Genomic DNA, 16,987 nt, shown 5'->3' on the forward strand with positions numbered 1-16,987 from the left:
AACAGCGGCGTCATTCCCCGTCCTGGCTCCCAGACGGCGGGGGGGCGATCGTCTGCCGCATTATCAGCTCTCCGGGGATAATGACGCGTCCATGCTCCATCTCGACGCCGTTGATCGTGTCCACCAGAAGCTCGATCGCGCGGCGTCCGATTTGCGCGTAAGGCTGCCGCACCGTGGTGAGCGCAACCTTCGATGTCACCGTGGGATCGTCGTCGAAGCCGGTGACGGAAAGATCCGCAGGCACATTCAGGCCCATGCCATTCGCGACACGGATGATCTCGCCGGCCGTGATGTCATTCCAAGCGGCAATCGCCGTAGGCCGTTCCCCGTCAGGCAGGCTCAAGACGCTCCGCAGCCACGGGGTAATCTCTTCATACTCCGAGGTCTCCTCTGGAAGATGGACGAAGTGTTCCGGCGCCGCGACGCCGTACTCACGGAGGCTTTGCAGGAAGTAGTCTTTTCGCTCGATGGACGCGCTGTGCCGACGGTCCCAGCCGGCAAAGGCGATGCGGCGATGCCCCGCGGACACCAGGGCGCGCACGATATCCCGCATGCCCTGTCTGTTGTCGACATCGACAATGGACAGCGGATGCGAGTACTGCCCGTAATGGCCCACGGACACGACAGGAATGCCTCGCTCCAGCAAAGCGGTGATCAGCGGACTGTCGTTCCAGGGCTCGATCACCACCAGACCGTCGCACCGGCCGTCGCAGTAAAGGCGGATATCGGCCATGGGGTCTTTGTAGAGAAGATCGCTGACAAAGAGCAGGACATTGTGCTTCATCTCGCCCGCCGCGACGACTGCGCCGGTGGTGATGTCGGTGTAGTAACTCTGCACACCCATCAAGCAGGGAGAGGTCCATCCGCCGACCATGCCGATGGTGTGAGTCTTCTGCGCCGTGGCGCGCCGCCGCGGCGCGCCGGGACGGTAATCCATGTCGCGCACGGCCTGAAGCACCCGCGCGCGCGTTTCCACGCTGACCTTGCCGGGAATGTTGTGGATGACGGACATAACCGTTTGCGGCGCGACGCCGCAAGCCGCGGCGATATCTCGAATTGTTGTCATAATTTCGCTTGTCTTGACATCTGCGATGTCGTGCGTATCACTTATTCCTGTTATATCGGGAGATGTGTCTTCTTGTCAATATTTGCTCGTGGTGCGATGGATATGCACCCACAAACAAAATTCAGGAATGCTCGCCATTTTTGCTTGACACGACGCAATTAATGTGATAATATTGATCCAGAGCCAAGGTAGACATGTCTACCTTAACAGAAACGCGATCAAGAATGATCGCAAAACTATCACGGATTATTAATATGATAGTTTTGCAATTATTACTGGTCACACGGTCCGAACTCTCATCTCGCGGTTATAAGGAATTTTACCAATGCGAACTAATCACAAAGGCTTTACCCTCATCGAGCTTCTCGTTGTAATCGCAATCATTGCGATACTCGCCTCCATCTTGTTCCCGGTGTTCGCCAAGGCGCGCGAAAAGGCGCGTCAAATCACCTGCGCCAGCAATGAGAAGCAGATCCTGCTTGGCGAGATGCAGTATGTGCAGGACAACGACGAAACCCATCCGGTCCCGTGGGGATACGATCCGACATGGACGCCCTGGCATCAAGCCATCATGCCGTATATCAAAAGCACGGCTGCGTTTCGATGCCCGGACGACACCTTCCAGCGCGCCGCAGGCAACACTCCGATCTCTTACAGCATCTCCACGGTGACTCAGAAGTACCCTGGCCCCGGCGCGCCGTCTGGACCCAACTTCTACGCCAGCCCCTGGGCGCAGGCGCACGCCATCCCAGGATCCACGGACTCAACCATTGCCTCGCCCGCCTCGACGATCTTTATCACCGAGCGGTGGCGCGCCGACCATCAGCTGCAGAATGCCGACAACGCGGACAACGGCTGCGATCAATGGGATTATGAGTTTGGAATCGACGGCAATACCGGCCCCGCCAGCGCGCACACCGGCGGAGCGAATTACGGCTTCGCGGACGGACATGTCAAGTGGATGCGGATGATGGACACGATCAAGCAGATCGGAAACGAGCAGACCATCGACGCACAGTCGAGCGGATCGAACCCGATCGACCATTCCGGCTGGGGATGCGGATTTAACTGGAATTCGCAGTACTTCGGAATGTGGGATAAAGCACAGTAGTCCATTGGGGATGCGAGAACGGTCACGCAAGCCGCGACCGTTCTCGTCATCCAAATGGTTTGTCAGTCAGCGATGACCATTGCTCTTATCAGGGACATAATTTCGTGAAAATTCCAATCAACAACGTAACCATGGCGGCGGTGCTAGCCGTCCTCGTCATCGTGTTTGGGGTCGGGCTCTACAGGGTGTCCTCCCCCGCTCCCATCAACAATAAGCCGGGAGTGGACAGCGCGCCGTCCGGCGCTCATATGCCGCCGGCCATCGCGCACATGGCGCCGCCTCCGCAGTTTCCGAACCGCAGCGGCCAGTAGCCGGTAGATTTCCCCCAACGCCGCCGCTTGCGAGCGATCTTCGCCCGCTGGCGGCATTGCTTTGTGAGTTCCCGCAAGAAATGTGGAAGATAGCGGCATGAGTGTTCCCATCATCGACGTCACCGACCTGTACCACCCCCACCAGGACATCGGCGACACCGTGGACTTGATCGCCGCGTACGCCCTCCCTCAGATCGATCTCAAAGCGGTCATTTTGGATTGCACCGAAGCATTTCGGCGGCCGCGCAGCATGCAGGCGGGGTTCGAGGATGAGAACGGGCCGCGCGATCCCGGCGTGATTCCGGTAGAGCAGCTCAACTACATCTTCGATCGCGACGTTCCCTACGGAGTCGGCCCATTCTCGAAGATGCGGTCGCCCGACGATCCCATGCTTTCTCTTCCCCGATTCCAGCAGCGCGGGATCGAGCTCATTCTGCGCACGCTGCGCGACGCGAGTGAGCCCGTCGAGATCCTCTCGTTCGGCTCCGCGCGCGCCATCGCCGCCGCCTACAACCGGGAGCCAAAACTCTTCCACGAAAAGGTGAAAGTCATTCGGCTGAGCGCGGGCAGCGCCTCCCCCGACCTTCTTGAGTGGAACGCGCTGCTCGATCCCCAGGCGATTGTCCGCCTCCTCCAGTCCTCATTGCCGATCGCGATCTACCCGTGCGCCGGCTCCTGCTCACCGTTTGATGATGAGCCGCACAATACATACTACAAGCTGCCCCATCGTCTGGGCAGAGGCATGGCGCCAAAGCTTCGGAGATATCTGGAGTACGCGTATACCCGTTCGACGCGCAGCGACTTTCTGCGCGCGATGGATGAGGATTTTCCCGTGGGAGACGAAGCGCATTACGATTGGGAGCATCACGTTTGGGAGACGGCCCTGTGGCTGGACGCCACGGGCAGTAAACTGGTGGAGCGTGGGGACGGGAGCTACCGGATCGTGTCCGCGCATGACGCGCTTCCGACGGATAGGGAGATCCGGCAGGAGCTTCTGCCCTGCGCCGTTTCGGTCCGTGAAGACGGCGGTTACCGCTTTACGCGCACCGATCAGCCCAGTCACTTCCAGATGTACTTTCGTGACGATCCGGCGCGCCATCAAACCGCGCTGCGGGAAGCGCTCCCGGCGCTTTACAACAGCTTCGCCACGCCGTAAAAGACATTCATAAAAGACATGATGCGGGACGCGCGATCGTGCCGCGGTGGATCAGCTCGCCGGGAAGGGCGACGCACTGGGCGGCCCCGTCGTCGCGGCGGATCACGCCCATCAGCGTCTCCACGGCGCGCCGCCCGATCTGCGCGTAAGGCTGCCGGATGGTGGTCAGGTCGAACGCGGCCGCGAGGCGCAGGTCGTCGTCAAACCCCGTAACCGAAAGGTCTCTGGGCACGTCGAGCCCAAGGCCGCGCGCCGTTTCGATCACCTCGACGGCGGTGGTGTCGTTCCAGCAAACCACGGCCGACGGCCGCACTGAGGCGGGCGCGCCAAGCACCGAAGCGGTCCACTGCGCGATATCACCCGGCCGGCTGTTTTCCGGCAGATGAACGAACGCGTCTCCCACGGTCGCCCCAAACTCGCCGGCGATCTCAAGAAACGCCTCCAGACGCGCGGTGGCGGCGCATTGCCGCCGATCCATGCCCGCAAACGCGATGCGCCGATGCCCGGCGTCCCAAAGCGCGGCGACGACATCCCGGATCCCCTGAGCGTTATCGACATCGACCGTCGAAACAAAGTGGTTATATTCTCCGGAATAACCGATCGTCACGACGGGCACGCCACGGTCCAGAAGGGCCGCGATCAGCGGATTGCAGACGGACGGTTCAATCACCACCAGTCCCTCGCATCGCCCGTCACACGAAAGCCGGATCCGTTCAAACGGATCCGGCGGAAGCATCTCGCTCATAAAAATCAGCACGTTCTGCTTGATCGCCCCCGCCGCCACGATCGACGCCGTCAGGACTTCCGTGTAGTAGTACGAACCGCCAAAGCGCATCGGCTCCGATCCGCCGCCGATCAAGCCGACGGTGCAGCTTTTCTGGACCGGCGTACGGCGGCGCGCCGCGCCCGGGCGGTAGTTCATCTCGCGAACAACCGCCAAAATCCGCTCGCGAGTGTGCGCGCTGACTTTGCCGGGGACGTTATTGATGGCGGACATCACCGTCTGCGGCGCCACGCCGCAGACGGTGGCGATATCTCGAATGGTGGTCATACGCGATCGCCTTTAGGGATTGTAGCCGGACGAAGTCGCCGCGTCTTTGCTCAAATACCACTGATAAGGCCGGGTGCTCTTTTGGAATTTGACGTGTCCGTCATAAAACGCGGCGTTGAACCCATCGGTATGGCGGGAGTCCACGCCAAGATGGGGCAGGTCCTGGCCGGTTCCGAACAAAGCGCAAGCGCTCGCATCGAGCCGATTGAAATATTCGACTTCATAATCTCCGCCGCCAGGGGTATCTACGAGAAGGATCGTGGCGGCGGGAGAGTCCACGAGCGACAGCGCCGCGCCGAAGGGGCCATTCCCGTTGACTCCCGTGCCGTACGCGCCGGGACTGCCGATGCCGAAGTTGGAGCCGTTATAGCCGAACGTATCGTTGTAGGCGTAGTTGACGCCGCCCGCCTTAACCACGGAAGCCAGATCCGGATTCTCCGTGATCCCGCTTCCGTTGTAGAAATATGTCACGCCGCCGGACGCCGAAGGGCAGCGCGCGATTTGCGTGTTTTTCGTATAAGGATAGAGCAGCTCCACCCAGATCTTTTTGTCGTTTCCGTCGCCTCCCGCCAAACCCGGCCCGCCGATGAACGGTCCGGAATACGTTTCATCGTAATCCTGCGCGTACATCTGCGCCGCAAGCCCGAACTGCTTTAAGTTCGAGGCGCAGGAGATCTGGCGCGCCTTCTCACGCGCCTTGGCGAAGACCGGGAACAGAATGGCGGCTAGTATCGCAATGATTGCTATCACAACGAGCAGTTCGATGAGCGTAAAACCTTTGTGTCGAATAATCATGAATGGATCCTTCGCGAATTGATGAGAGTTAGTAGACATGTCTACTAAGTGAAGTCAATGAATTATATCACAGGCTTATCGGCGAGTCAAGGCAAAGATTGTGTTCGTTTCTTGCGCCTTGTTACTGTTCCGCGAATATGTCCTCCTTAAGTGTTCTGCGATTATGTCCTCGTCGAACCTTAAAGAATGGAGATATTGACGTTGACTGTCTCGGAACAAAGAACCATCGATCTGCTTACTCGGCTGGCAGCTCACCAGATTACCGTGGAGCGAGCCGCAGAACTTCTTGGGCTCTCCTCTCGTCAGGTCCGGCGTAAGCTCAAACGCTTTCTGGCCGAGGGAGTAAATGCGATCCCGCACGGCAATCGCCGCCGAAAACCACACAATATCCTCGACCCAGACACACGGACACGGATCCTTGCTCTCACCAGCACCGGCGGACCCTACCATGGGTTCAATGTTTGCCACACGCGCGACTTGCTGGCCGCCAGCGATGGCATCCAGATCGGGCGTTCCACCTTGCACAAGCTTCTTCACCCCAAAGCTCCCCCAGAGGTTAAGGAAGCGAAACCTGCGCGAGGCGTGGTGCGTCGCCGACGCTTGCGCAAAGCCGCCTCGGGCATGATGGTGCAGATTGATGGTTCTCCACACAATTGGCTCGAAGGACGCGGGCCTCGCCTGTGCTTAATGGGTGCGATCGATGACGCCGACAACTATGTCCTGCATGCTCATTTCCGCCCGAACGAAGATGCCGCAGGTTATCTCTGGATGTTCCGAGCGATTGCCATCGAGTATGGCCTGCCCGCCAGCTACTACCATGACAAACACACCATCTTGAGATCACCCAAAAAGGCCACGATCGAGGACGAACTGGCCGGACAGATCCCCATGAGCCATGTCCAGAAAGTACTCCATGACCTGGGCGTCGAGAGCATCGCCGCCCATTCCCCGCAAGCCAAAGGGCGGATCGAGCGGCTCTGGAGCACCTTTCAAGACCGGCTCGTCAAAGAAATGCGTTTGGCGGGTATCTCGACGATGGAGCAGGCGAATGCATTCTTGCCGGCGTTCATCGCAAAACACAATGCTCAGTTCGGCATCGAGGCGGCCGATCCCAACTCGGCGTTCATTGCTCTGGAACCCGGTTTTGATCTGGACTACTATTTCAGCATCCAGGAAACTCGCACCGTCAAGGCGGACCACACGCTGAGTTTCGAGGGCAAAGTCTACCAGATTACCGCTGCCTCGCGAAGCCGCTCGCTGGCGGGCCAAAAAGTGAGCGCTCGAGTAAATCCCGAAGGCCAGCTTCACCTCTACGATGGGAAAAGACGGCTCGATTATCGCCTTGCGTCTGCCGCGCCAGCGAAGGCAAAGCCCGTACAACCCTCACCCGAAGCTCCGAAATCTCCACTCGAAACTCCGAAATCTCAGCCCTGCGATCCAGCCGCCGCCGCCAGAAAAAGAGCCTGGCTTCATACGGCGTCCCCCTAACACAAAATGGACAAAATCGCAGAACACTTAGCGGACATTATCGCGGAGCAGGAACAGGCAAAGATTGTGTTCGTTTCTTGCGCCTGTTACTCTGGAGGCTTGGCCGGCCGTCAAGCCCGACGCAAACGGACCACGCAGGCGCTAAACTCCTCCTCCAGGCGGCATGCGAGGCCGCCAGTCTGGATTTCCGCATCATTGCCGACCGACTGTAACTGCTCGTCGATCCGCCATTCTCCGGGCGCGGGCAGCGGGACGCTCAGCAGCGCCTCGCCCTTGCCGAAACGATGGACGACGGCGAGCGCCGACTGCCCGTCGTCCGCGAGACGGACAACCGCCTGCCACCCTTCGGGACGCCGCCAGCTGCCGTTAGCGCGATCGTGGAGCTTGTTCTTGCCGTGCTTGATCACTTCCTTCGACCGCTGATACACCCCGAGAGACCGAACGACGAAGCTCATCTGCGCGTCGCTGAGCCGATCGACGTCGCCACCCAGCGCCATTCGCCCCAGGAAGCCGGCGGCCAGGCCGTAGCAAAGGCGTCGCTCGGGATGCGATTCGCGCACCACCGCCCAGATCTGCATCTGGCGGGGAAGACACAATCGCTGGACATGCGCGGCGACGAGCGGCGCTTCCAGATCCATGGCGTCGGAGAAACACGACATCGCGGCGCGCCCGATCAGGCCGGGCTCCAGTCGATTTCCGCCGGACGCGCAGTTCTCGATAACCAGGTCAGGCAGCCGCTCCCGCATGGCGTCAAAGAACCGATACGTTCCTTCGGTTTGGCGGCGAAGCCCCTCCCCCAGCGCTTCCGCGCCGTCCACGCCAACGCCGATCGTCTCGTTGTAGTCGATTTTGACGTATCCAAACCCAGTCCGCTCCAGCAAGCCGATCACGCGCTCGCTCAAATGCGAAATCACCTCGGACTTCGTCAGGTCCAGAAAATGCCGGCCGCTCACGGTGATGGGAACGCCGTCGCGATGCAGCATCAGCTCCTTGCGGGATCCGATCCGGGTTTCGGGCGAGCATGTCTCCGCTTCGAACCACAGCCCGGGCCGGAAACCCAGCTCGCGCAGCGCGGCGCCCGTGGCCTCCAGATCGGGAAACCGCGACGGATTGACGATCCAGTCGCCGTGTCCCGCGTCCGGACGCTCCCCTTCGGCCATATACCAGCCGGCGTCGATCACGAAGTACTCCACGCCCGAGCCTTTGAGCTTCTTCGCCAGCGTCATAACCCGTTCGTGCGTGGTGTCCCCCCAATGAGTGCACCATTCATTGTAGATGATGGGAAGGTTTTGCTCGTCCGCCGGCTGCAAGTCGGCGGCGGCGCGCCCAAGGTGGGTCAAACGATGACAGGCGTCGTCGATGTCGCCCTGCACACATGCGATCGCGGCGGACGGCGTTTCGAAGCGCGCGCCCGGCGCGATCGTCTTCATCCACTGGCCGAACTCTCGGTCCGCCAGGCCGCCGGAAAGGCAGATCTGATCGTCTCTGCGGAAGATCTCCATCTGCCACGAGCCGCCCCAGGCCACGTTGGCGGCCCAGGTGACGCCGGCAACCGTGTCTTCAATCGCGGCGGCGGGAAACCAGCCGCGTGAGGCCATCGAGCCGACCTGTCCAAAGCGCTCGCTTTGCAGCGACGCGCCGCTGGGGCAGCGCTCCAGCTGGAGCTGCTCGATCGTTTGGGTGTCAAGTCGCCCCTCGGCACACCAAGCCGACCGGAACCGGTGCGCGCGCAGTCTGCCGGGAGCTTCATCGTCCACAAACGGCGTGATATTTCCTAGGGAAAAGCTGGTCAGCATTTCCAGCGTCACGGGACGGTCCGAGCCGTTGATCAGCGTGGTGGCGACGACCGCCGCCATCTCGCCGTCGCGCCAATTCAGCCGGTGCTCCAGGCGCAGTCCGCTTTGGGCCGCGAGGAATGTCGTGATCGTCGCGGAGCGAGCGTCGCGGACGACAGTCTGATTCACAAATTGAAAGTCGCCGATGCCCGGGGCATTGCGCAGGGTTCGCCCCTGCGCGAACATGCCGCCGTACGCCTCTCCGGCGATCTTGAGATGCACGAGAGAATCGACGTTATTTGTCGCCTCCCAGGGCCCGTCCTCACGGTGCCGGATCGTTTGCCGGCGCGCCACGATCTCACCGGCCAGGACGGTCGGAAAGATCTCCAGTCCAACCCACCCCGTATCTTCATCCTGCGTGTACCGTACGGTGGTGTCGGAAAAATAGTGTTCGGAAACGATTTTGCGGGGCATGACGAAACTCACCTTCATGGGCCACAGGCGCGGCGTGGGGAATTCCCCTGGAGCACGCCTGGGAAAACGGTTATTTGACGACGACATCGTCGACATTGAGCCATTGGTTCGCGGCGGCGCTGTCGTGGAACGAGACTTCCAGAACGCCGCTTGTGACGTTCACCGTCGTGGCGATCTTCCTCCAGCCGCCGGACGCCGGGATATCGATCTTCGCGGCATCAGCGCCGTGGTAGCCGCTGACCCGCATCGCGCAGGCTGCCTGGCCGCCGCTGCTCTTGATCCATGCGCTGACGCTGTGCTTGCCGTTGGGAACCGCGACCCGCTGCCGGGTCGTTATCTCGTAGGAAGCGCCCGACCAATGCGTCAGCTCCCACTCGCCCGAATGCGCGTCCTTCGCGCCGCAGTGCTGCGCGAAGCAGTCGTTTGCGCCGCCGCCGCCCACATCCACCGTCCAGTCATTCAGGCTTCCCGTTTCAAATCCCGCGTTCGCGAGGTAATTCTCCGGAAGATTGGGCGTTACGCCGATGGGCGCGGAATAGCCGCCGGCCCCCTTGGCGTTGAACGCCCGCACTTTATAGAAGTAATGGACGCCGTTCGTCAGGCCCGAGTCCGTGAACGACGGGGATTTTGTCGACGCGACGGCGACGGTGGACTTTGGACCGGCGGAGGTCCCTCGAAACACTTTGTAGAGCGTGGCTCCGGGAGCGGAATCCCAGGAGAGCGTCACGCGCCGGCTTGCCGGAGCGGCGGCGAGGCCCGTAGGAGCGCCCGGCGGCCTGGAGGCGGCTAAAGCCGCGGCCGCCGCGCCGCCGTCATCGCTGAAGAGTTCGCGATACTTGGCCGCCGCTTTTGGGTACGCCGTCCCCTTCGCGCCCCAGGAGTGGTTGCCGCTTCCCGGCTTGGGATAGCCGCCGGGCCAAAGTGTGGACACGCCGTCCGACGGCGTCTCGAAGTAGCACTCCATATAGACATTGTGCGAGCTCATCCAATCGTACATATTCTGGATGTACGCGGGATCGTCGCCGCCGGCCGGCCGGCCCGTCGCGGAGATCTGCCACATGCCCCATTCGCCGACGATCAATGGGACACTACGTCCGGCGAGATACCCATTTCGGTTTTTGGGATTGGCGGCCGACGCGAAATCGGCGAACCACTGGATGCGCGGCAGGATCGACTTCGTCCACGCCAGCTGCTGCGTCGCGGCGTCCGGCTGCACACCCGACTTGTAAACGCCGGAATAGTCGTAATCGTAATTGTCGAAGCCGATATAGTCGACATAAGCGTCGCCGGGATAAAATTTCGCCGTCTCGATCTGCACGTTGGCGTCGGTCGGGTTCCAGAGGAATTTGACCTTGATGTTCGGATTCTTCGCCTTGACCGTATCACGAACCGTGGTGACGATGTTGCGCCACGCCTTGTTGAAGTTGCCCGGCATGCCGGGGATGGCGTTGAGGTTGCCATAAGGGATCCAGCCGCCGTCGAACTCGTAATCCATGCGGATGATGACGCTTTTGTAGTTCCAGGCAACGATATTGTTCGCGAGATTCACAAAATGCTGCATCGTCGCCGGATCGTTTTCGGCCTCCAGCCGCCACTGCTCGCCTTCCCACGCCGTGTCGTATCCATGCGGAGAATATGGCGTGGAGGCGATACTTAGCAGAACTTCCGGAAGCGTCTTGACGCCATAGCGCGTCTGCTGATCGCCCCAATGGTTATTGTTCCAGCCCTCGGTGGCGTTCGCCCAGGTATCCCAGCCTCCCGGATCGGACTCCGCTCCCAGCCGCTTCACGCCGAGCCATTGCCGATACATCCCCCAATCTCCCGAACCGCTCAAGTCGGTGTCGGTCCCCTGAGTCCAAAGATACGCCGATTGGATAAACGGCGTCTCCGCAAGCGCGGCGCGGCCGGCGCCCATGGCGAAAAGTCCGGCGCCGACGAAGGCGGCAAGTTTTGCGAGCGGCGAAAAGCGAACGACTTTCATAGGGTCCTTTATCCAGCAAAACGACAGAAATCTCGCATCAGGAAGACATGTCTTCCTGACACTGACACTATCATATCACAGCGGCGAACAACTGTCAATCACGGGATTTGCCGGGAAGATTTCGGCGTGTTACTGTTCCGCGAATATGTCCTCCTTAAGTGTTCTGCGACTTTGTCCTCGTCGAACCTAAAGGAATGGAGATATTGACGTTGACCCGATCGGAACAAAGAACCATCGACATGCTCACCCGCTTGGCTGCGGATCAGTTGACGGTCGAGCGAACCGCAGAGATCCTGGGCCTCTCGTCACGCCAGGTCCGTCGTAAGCTCAAACGCTTCTTGGCGGATGGAGTGACCGGCATTCCCCATGGCAATCGCCACCGAAAGCCACACAATGCCCTGGATCCAGACATCGGCGCAAGGATCGTCGCTCTGGCAAGCCTGGGCGGACCCTATCACGGCTTCAATGTCTGCCACATGCGCGATCTTCTCGCCGCCAACGATGGCATCCAGATCGGACGATCAACCTTACAGAAAATCTTGCATCCTAAACCCATGGCGGAACCGCCCCCAGCCAAGCCTGCACGCGGCGTCGTGCGTCGTCGGCGTTTGCGCAAAGCCGCTTCGGGCATGATGGTGCAGATTGATGGCTCGCCGCACGATTGGCTGGAAGGCCGAGCGCCGCGTCTGTGTTTGATGGGCGCGATCGACGACGCCGACAATCATGTCTTGCACGCCCACTTCCGGCATGTCTTGCATGCCCACTTCCGGTCCACCGAGGATGCGGCGGGCTATCTGTTTCTATTTCGCGAGATCGCCATCAAGTATGGCTTGCCCGCAAGCTACTACCATGACAAACACACGATCTTGAGATCGCCCAAAAAGGCGACGATTGAGGATGAACTCGCCGGTCAGATCCCCATGAGCCATGTCCAGAAAGTGCTTCATGATCTAGGCATCGAAAGCATTGCCGCCCATTCTCCGCAAGCCAAAGGTCGGATCGAGCGGCTCTGGAGCATGTTCCAAGATCGGCTCGTCAAAGAAATGCGTTTGGCCGATATCTCGACAATGGAGCAGGCGAATGCATTTTTGCCTGCGTTCATCGCTAAGCATTATGCTCAGTTCGGCATCGAAGCGCCGATCCTAATTCGGCATTCATTGTGTTGGAACCCGATTTTGATCTGGACTACTATTTCAGCATGCAGGAAACGCGCACCGTCAAGGCGGATCACACGCTGAGTTTCGAGGGCAAAGTCTACCAAATTACCGCTGCATCGCGCAGTCGCTCGCTGGCGGGTTAAAAAGTGAGTGTCCGAATAAATCCCGAAGGTCAGCTTCACCATCTACGATGGGAAGAAACGACTCGATTATCGCCTTGCGTCCGCCGCACCGGCGAAGGCAAATCCCGAACAATCCTCACCCAAGCCTCCGAGGTCTCAGCTCGAAACACCGAAATCTCAGCCCTGCGATCCAGCCGCCGCTGTCAGAAAAAGGGCCTGGCTTCATGCGGTGGCTCCCTAGCACAAAGTGGACAAAGTCGCAGAACACTTAGCGGACATAATCGCAGAGCAGGAACAGCACTATTTATTTATTCTGGCGCCGGCGATGGTACTATTCTTGGGAAAATATTCTTGTTGTTTGAGGAATATTTGAGGGCGCCGAGATATTCTGTAGAAGCCTGGATCGACGCCTGCCTGAATGGTTTGCTTTATGCATTCGATTGAGCCGTCATGGCGCGACGCTTTTCCTCGACGCCGCTGCGAAAATGCGTGACCGGGACATCGCCACACTGGGGAAAGCATGAATTCAATGACATCTTTACTGCGCCGCGCCGCGTGCGTCACGCTTCCGGGTCTTCTGCTGATGGCCGCCGCCGGCGCTCGGGCCGCCTCACCCACGCCAGGAACCGCCGAAGCGCTGATCTATTCGACCATGCCTTCCACGGCGGCGCATCGTCCGGAAATGGCGCTGGACGGCGACCCGAAAAGCTATTACAAAACCGTCTATGGCATGGATGACGGCGATACGTTTTTGGTCCTGCTGTCTCGCCCAATCCCCGTCCGGTCCCTGCATATCCTGACGGGCGACGCCGAGGGTCAGGATGGGGTGACTCAGGGAGTCGTTGAGACGTCCGTGGATGGGGTCCAGTTCACCAAAGCGGCCGCATTCGACGCAAACGGCGCGGCGGACGCCAAGCTTGACGGCAAGCTCGTGGAGGCCATTCGCATCCGTTTGAACGATCATGCGGGCGTGCCCTCGCTGATGGTGCGCGAGATCACGATCGATTCGCCCGTCAAAGTCTCCCATGTCCAGCAAGGGCCAGGACGCGGGTTCGTCGACATCTCCCAGGCGCCCGATCTGGCGGACTGGGCGAAGCGCGCCGAGACTCAGATGGAAGCGTTCTGGGCCGACACCGCCGCGCTGCTTTACACCGACGATTTCATCACGCCGAATATGGTCAACGTCGTCTACAAGACCGGCCCCGGCGTCACCGATGTCGCCGCGACCGGCGGCGGCGTCATGGTCGTCAACAGCAAATGGTGCCGCGAGCATCCGGACGACACGGGCCTGACCGTCCACGAGACGGCGCATGTCATTCAGGCGATGTCCTCCTACAACCCCGTCTGGCTGATCGAAGGAACGGCGGACTATATCCGCTGGGTCAAGTTCGAGCCGCAGAACTTCCATCCGCGCATCAATGTCCTCAAAGCAAAGTACACCGACCGTTATCAAACCACCGCCACCTTTTTGGGCTGGTGCGAGCTGCACTACGACAGCGGCCTTGTCACCAAACTGAACCGCGCTACCCGGCTTGGCAACTATGACAATAGTATGTTCAAGCAGTATTGCGGCAAGGATATCGACACCCTCTGGGCGGAGTTTATCGAGGCTTACAAGGCGGATCCGGTCAATATCATCACCAAACCGGTCGCCGAGGCGGACAAGCCCCGCGTCCTTCCCGTAGTGACCAAAGGAACTTCCGCGATGGTGGACCTTAGCCCGGCGTTCAACACGACCGGCGTCACCAAGGACGGCGCGAAGTTTAGCCCGGACGGCGGCGCGGACAGCGGCGGCGCCTCGTATTCTGGAACACTCCTTGGAATGACGCAAAGCTGGAAGGATGTGACGTTCGTGTTCGCCTCGGCGGATGCTCCGGATATGGTTTCCTGCCAGGGACAAACGGTATCGGTGGCTCCGGGGCAGTATCAATCGCTGTGGCTCGTGGGCGCCGCCGTGGACGGCAGTCAGATGGCGCAGCATTTCATCGTCAACTACACCGACGGCTCCACGGCGGATTTCGCACAAAACGTCAGCGACTGGTTCCAGCCGAGTAATTTCCCCGGCGAAAGCCGGGTCGTCAAGATGGCGTATCGCAACTTGGCGACCGGCGAGAAAGACCCGCGTACCTTCTACGCCTACAGTTACGGCTTCAGCCTCAATCACGATAAGACCGTCAAAAGCATTACGCTGACCAATAATCCCAGCGTCCGCCTTCTGGCGGCGACCCTCGCAAATTAAGTCCAGGCTTCCCGTTCCGGCGTTCGCCGGAACGGGAGACATTCACCAGCATCAATCGGGGAATCCATGAAGTCTATCACAGCAATTCGCGGGGCGGCGTGGAGCACGCTGCCGGCGCTTCTCATCACGATGTCCGGCTCGGCTACGCTCCAAGCTTCGGCGGCGTCTTCCACGGTTCAAGCGTCCATTTACTCCACCATGCCCTCCACCACGGCGCATAGCCCGCAGATGGCGCTGGACGGCAATCCCAGCACCTACTTCAAATCCGTTTACGACATGGGGGACGGGGATACATTTCTCGTCGTCCTGTCCCAGCCCGTCCCGCTGCGATCGCTGCATATCGTGACGGGCGGCGCGGACGGCAAGGATGAAGTGACGAACGGCGTCGCCGAAACCTCCCCTGACGGCGCCGTATTCCGCAAGGCGGCCGCGTTCGGCGCGGACGGCGTCGCGGACGCAAAGCTCGGCGGGCAGCCCATCAAATCGATCCGCATTCATCTGAATGAGGGGGCGCACCTTCCCGCACTGCTGATCCGCGAGATCACGATCGGATCGCCCGTCAAAATCTCCGACGTCCGGCTGGCTCCGGGACGTGGATTTGTGGATCTCTCACAGGCGCCGGACATGGAGGACTGGGCGAAGCGCGCCGAGATCGGCATGGAGGACTTCTGGCCGAAAACCGCATATATGCTTCGCTCGGACGGCTTCATATCGCCGAACATGGTCAATGTCGTCTACAAAACCGGCCCGGATGTCACCGGCGTCGCCGCGACCGGCGGCGGCGTGATGACCATCAATACCAAATGGTGCCGCGAGCATGACGACGATACGGGCCTGGCGGTTCACGAGATGACGCATATGATCCAGGCGACGCCTTACGAGCCGGTATGGCTGGTCGAAGGAACGGCGGATTATATCCGCTGGGTCAAGTTCGAGCCGCAGAACTTCCATCCGCGTATCAACGTGAAGACCGCCAAATACTCGGATTCCTATCAGACCACCGCCACGTTTCTGGGCTGGTGCGAGAACCACTACGGCGACGGTCTCGTCACCAAGCTGAACGACGCGGTGCGATACGGGAAGTACAGCGACGATCTGTTTCAGAAGTACTGCGGCAAAGATGTCAACGCCTTGTGGGCGGAGTTTATCGCGGCGTATCAAGCCGATCCATCGAAAATTCTCGCCAAGCCGGCCGCATAGGCGGACATTCTCCCTTCCTCGCGATATTCGCCGCTGTCCTGGCTCTGTCCACTTTGGGCTGGGACAGCCGGCCCACCCGCCTCAATTTCTTTGCAATCTCGCTCACGCCTTGACTCCATTTTGGTTTCTGGGGATATAATGAGTATGTTAGTACGCTAAAATCTCATTTACGCGGTTCGAGGACGAACGGAGAAGGCAGACCCGCGCACAGATGATATTTGCCATCAGTGATATCCATGGCCAGCTCAACATGCTCGATCCAGCGTTGAGCAGGCTCTCCACACGTCTGCGGCCAAGCGACGTGGTGATTTTTCTGGGTGATTATATCGATCGGGGGCCAGACAGCGAGGGGGTCCTCCGCCGCCTGATACGCTTCAAAAAACAGCATCCCGGAACGATGTTTTTGCGCGGCAACCACGAAGACCTGCTGATCCGTTCCTACGAAGGCGACAAGCGCCGCGAGGAGCTGTGGCTGCTCAACGGCGGAATGGCGACACTCTCGAGCTTCAAGCTCGGAGGAAATTCGCACTGGCGACGAAAATTCCCGAAATGGGCGATGGACTTTGTCGCGGCCACCCATGTCGCCGTCAAATTCGATCACTTCCACTTTGTCCACGCGGGCGTCGTGCCCTACGGCGTCGATACCGAAGTGGAGGCAGACCTGGACCCGCGTCTATGGATCCGGCACCCCTTCATCAAATATGGCGATAGCCCCGGCCGCATCGTCGTCTTCGGGCACACGCCCACCCCCGATTGCCGCCCCTTGATCCACACCAACAAAGTCGGCCTGGATACGGGGGCCGGCCAGCGCGGTGGACGCCTCAGCGTCGGCTGCTTCGACGACACCCGGCCACGGCCGCGCTCGCCGGAATTTACGCTCTTCCAAGTCTGCGATGACGGGACCGTGACACCGGATGAAGCCATCCGAAATGTGCTGACCCATCTTCCGAAGAATGAGCCGACGCTGAGATTTTCCATGCCGGCCATTCCGACACTGCCTCCCGCCTCCGTTGAATAGATGACGGCTTTTTATCGAGATTTTTGTTTGCGAAAATCTCGAT

At 60.0% G+C, this 16,987-nt stretch carries 13 protein-coding genes; 8 read left to right on the plus strand and 5 right to left on the minus strand.

What is annotated here, in order from left to right; genetic code table 11:
* Positions 1–10: 10 nt before the first annotated feature.
* Positions 11–1,066, minus strand: coding sequence for a LacI family DNA-binding transcriptional regulator (locus tag D5261_RS23150; protein WP_119324870.1), 1,056 nt, complete (start codon positions 1,064–1,066; stop codon positions 11–13).
* Between the two features lie 325 nt (positions 1,067–1,391).
* On the opposite strand from D5261_RS23150, the gene D5261_RS23155 reads away from it, so the two are divergent.
* The 3 genes from D5261_RS23155 (at position 1,392) to D5261_RS23165 (ending at position 3,644) form a co-directional block, all read left to right on the plus strand.
* Positions 1,392–2,177 (plus strand): DUF1559 family PulG-like putative transporter, encoded by a 786-nt coding sequence (locus tag D5261_RS23155; protein ID WP_119324869.1) that lies wholly within the window; start codon positions 1,392–1,394, stop codon positions 2,175–2,177.
* 104 nt (positions 2,178–2,281) lie between these two features.
* Complete coding sequence (locus D5261_RS23160) at positions 2,282–2,488, plus strand: hypothetical protein (RefSeq protein ID WP_125206370.1); 207 nt, start codon at positions 2,282–2,284, stop codon at positions 2,486–2,488.
* A gap of 97 nt (positions 2,489–2,585) precedes the next feature.
* Entirely contained in the window at positions 2,586–3,644 is a 1,059-nt protein-coding gene (locus D5261_RS23165; protein ID WP_119324867.1) for a hypothetical protein, read from the plus strand.
* 7 nt (positions 3,645–3,651) lie between these two features.
* Here the strand turns inward: D5261_RS23165 and D5261_RS23170 are convergent, their stop codons facing one another.
* Together D5261_RS23170 and D5261_RS23175 are read right to left on the minus strand one after the other, a co-directional pair.
* The gene (locus D5261_RS23170; protein ID WP_119324866.1) at positions 3,652–4,695 is read right to left on the minus strand and encodes a LacI family DNA-binding transcriptional regulator; all 1,044 of its coding nucleotides are present in this window, start codon (positions 4,693–4,695) and stop codon (positions 3,652–3,654) included.
* A 12-nt stretch (positions 4,696–4,707) separates the two neighbouring features.
* On the minus strand, positions 4,708–5,490 hold the full coding sequence (locus D5261_RS23175) for a DUF1559 family PulG-like putative transporter (RefSeq protein ID WP_119324865.1): 783 nt from the start codon (positions 5,488–5,490) through the stop codon (positions 4,708–4,710).
* A 201-nt stretch (positions 5,491–5,691) separates the two neighbouring features.
* Between D5261_RS23175 and D5261_RS23180 the strand changes: the two genes are divergently transcribed.
* Positions 5,692–6,978, plus strand: a complete 1,287-nt coding sequence (locus tag D5261_RS23180; RefSeq protein ID WP_301002166.1) for an ISNCY family transposase — start codon at positions 5,692–5,694, stop codon at positions 6,976–6,978.
* A 110-nt stretch (positions 6,979–7,088) separates the two neighbouring features.
* Here D5261_RS23180 and D5261_RS23185 read toward each other — a convergent pair whose 3' ends face one another.
* Both D5261_RS23185 and D5261_RS23190 read right to left on the minus strand, forming a co-directional pair.
* Positions 7,089–9,227 carry a glycoside hydrolase family 36 protein gene (locus D5261_RS23185; RefSeq protein WP_165864616.1) on the minus strand — a complete coding sequence of 713 codons (2,139 nt, stop codon included), beginning with the start codon at positions 9,225–9,227 and terminating at the stop codon, positions 7,089–7,091.
* A gap of 70 nt (positions 9,228–9,297) precedes the next feature.
* A complete protein-coding gene (locus tag D5261_RS23190; protein WP_119324632.1) occupies positions 9,298–11,208 on the minus strand; it encodes a glycosyl hydrolase in 1,911 nt (636 codons plus the stop codon).
* Between the two features lie 209 nt (positions 11,209–11,417).
* Here D5261_RS23190 and D5261_RS23195 point away from each other — a divergent pair, with 209 nt between their 5' ends.
* The 4 genes from D5261_RS23195 to D5261_RS23210 all read left to right on the plus strand — a co-directional run bounded on the left by D5261_RS23195 (position 11,418) and on the right by D5261_RS23210 (position 16,944).
* Positions 11,418–12,446 carry an ISNCY family transposase gene (locus D5261_RS23195; RefSeq protein ID WP_301002167.1) on the plus strand — a complete coding sequence of 343 codons (1,029 nt, stop codon included), beginning with the start codon at positions 11,418–11,420 and terminating at the stop codon, positions 12,444–12,446.
* A gap of 570 nt (positions 12,447–13,016) precedes the next feature.
* Positions 13,017–14,726 carry a basic secretory protein-like protein gene (locus tag D5261_RS23200; RefSeq protein WP_165864614.1) on the plus strand — a complete coding sequence of 570 codons (1,710 nt, stop codon included), beginning with the start codon at positions 13,017–13,019 and terminating at the stop codon, positions 14,724–14,726.
* A gap of 66 nt (positions 14,727–14,792) precedes the next feature.
* Entirely contained in the window at positions 14,793–15,926 is a 1,134-nt protein-coding gene (locus D5261_RS23205; RefSeq protein WP_119324629.1) for a basic secretory protein-like protein, read from the plus strand.
* Between the two features lie 211 nt (positions 15,927–16,137).
* Positions 16,138–16,944 (plus strand): metallophosphoesterase family protein, encoded by an 807-nt coding sequence (locus D5261_RS23210; RefSeq protein WP_119324628.1) that lies wholly within the window; start codon positions 16,138–16,140, stop codon positions 16,942–16,944.
* Positions 16,945–16,987 lie beyond the last annotated feature (43 nt).

The sequence above is a fragment of the Capsulimonas corticalis genome, assembly GCF_003574315.2.
GTDB lineage: Bacteria > Armatimonadota > Armatimonadia > Armatimonadales > Capsulimonadaceae > Capsulimonas > Capsulimonas corticalis.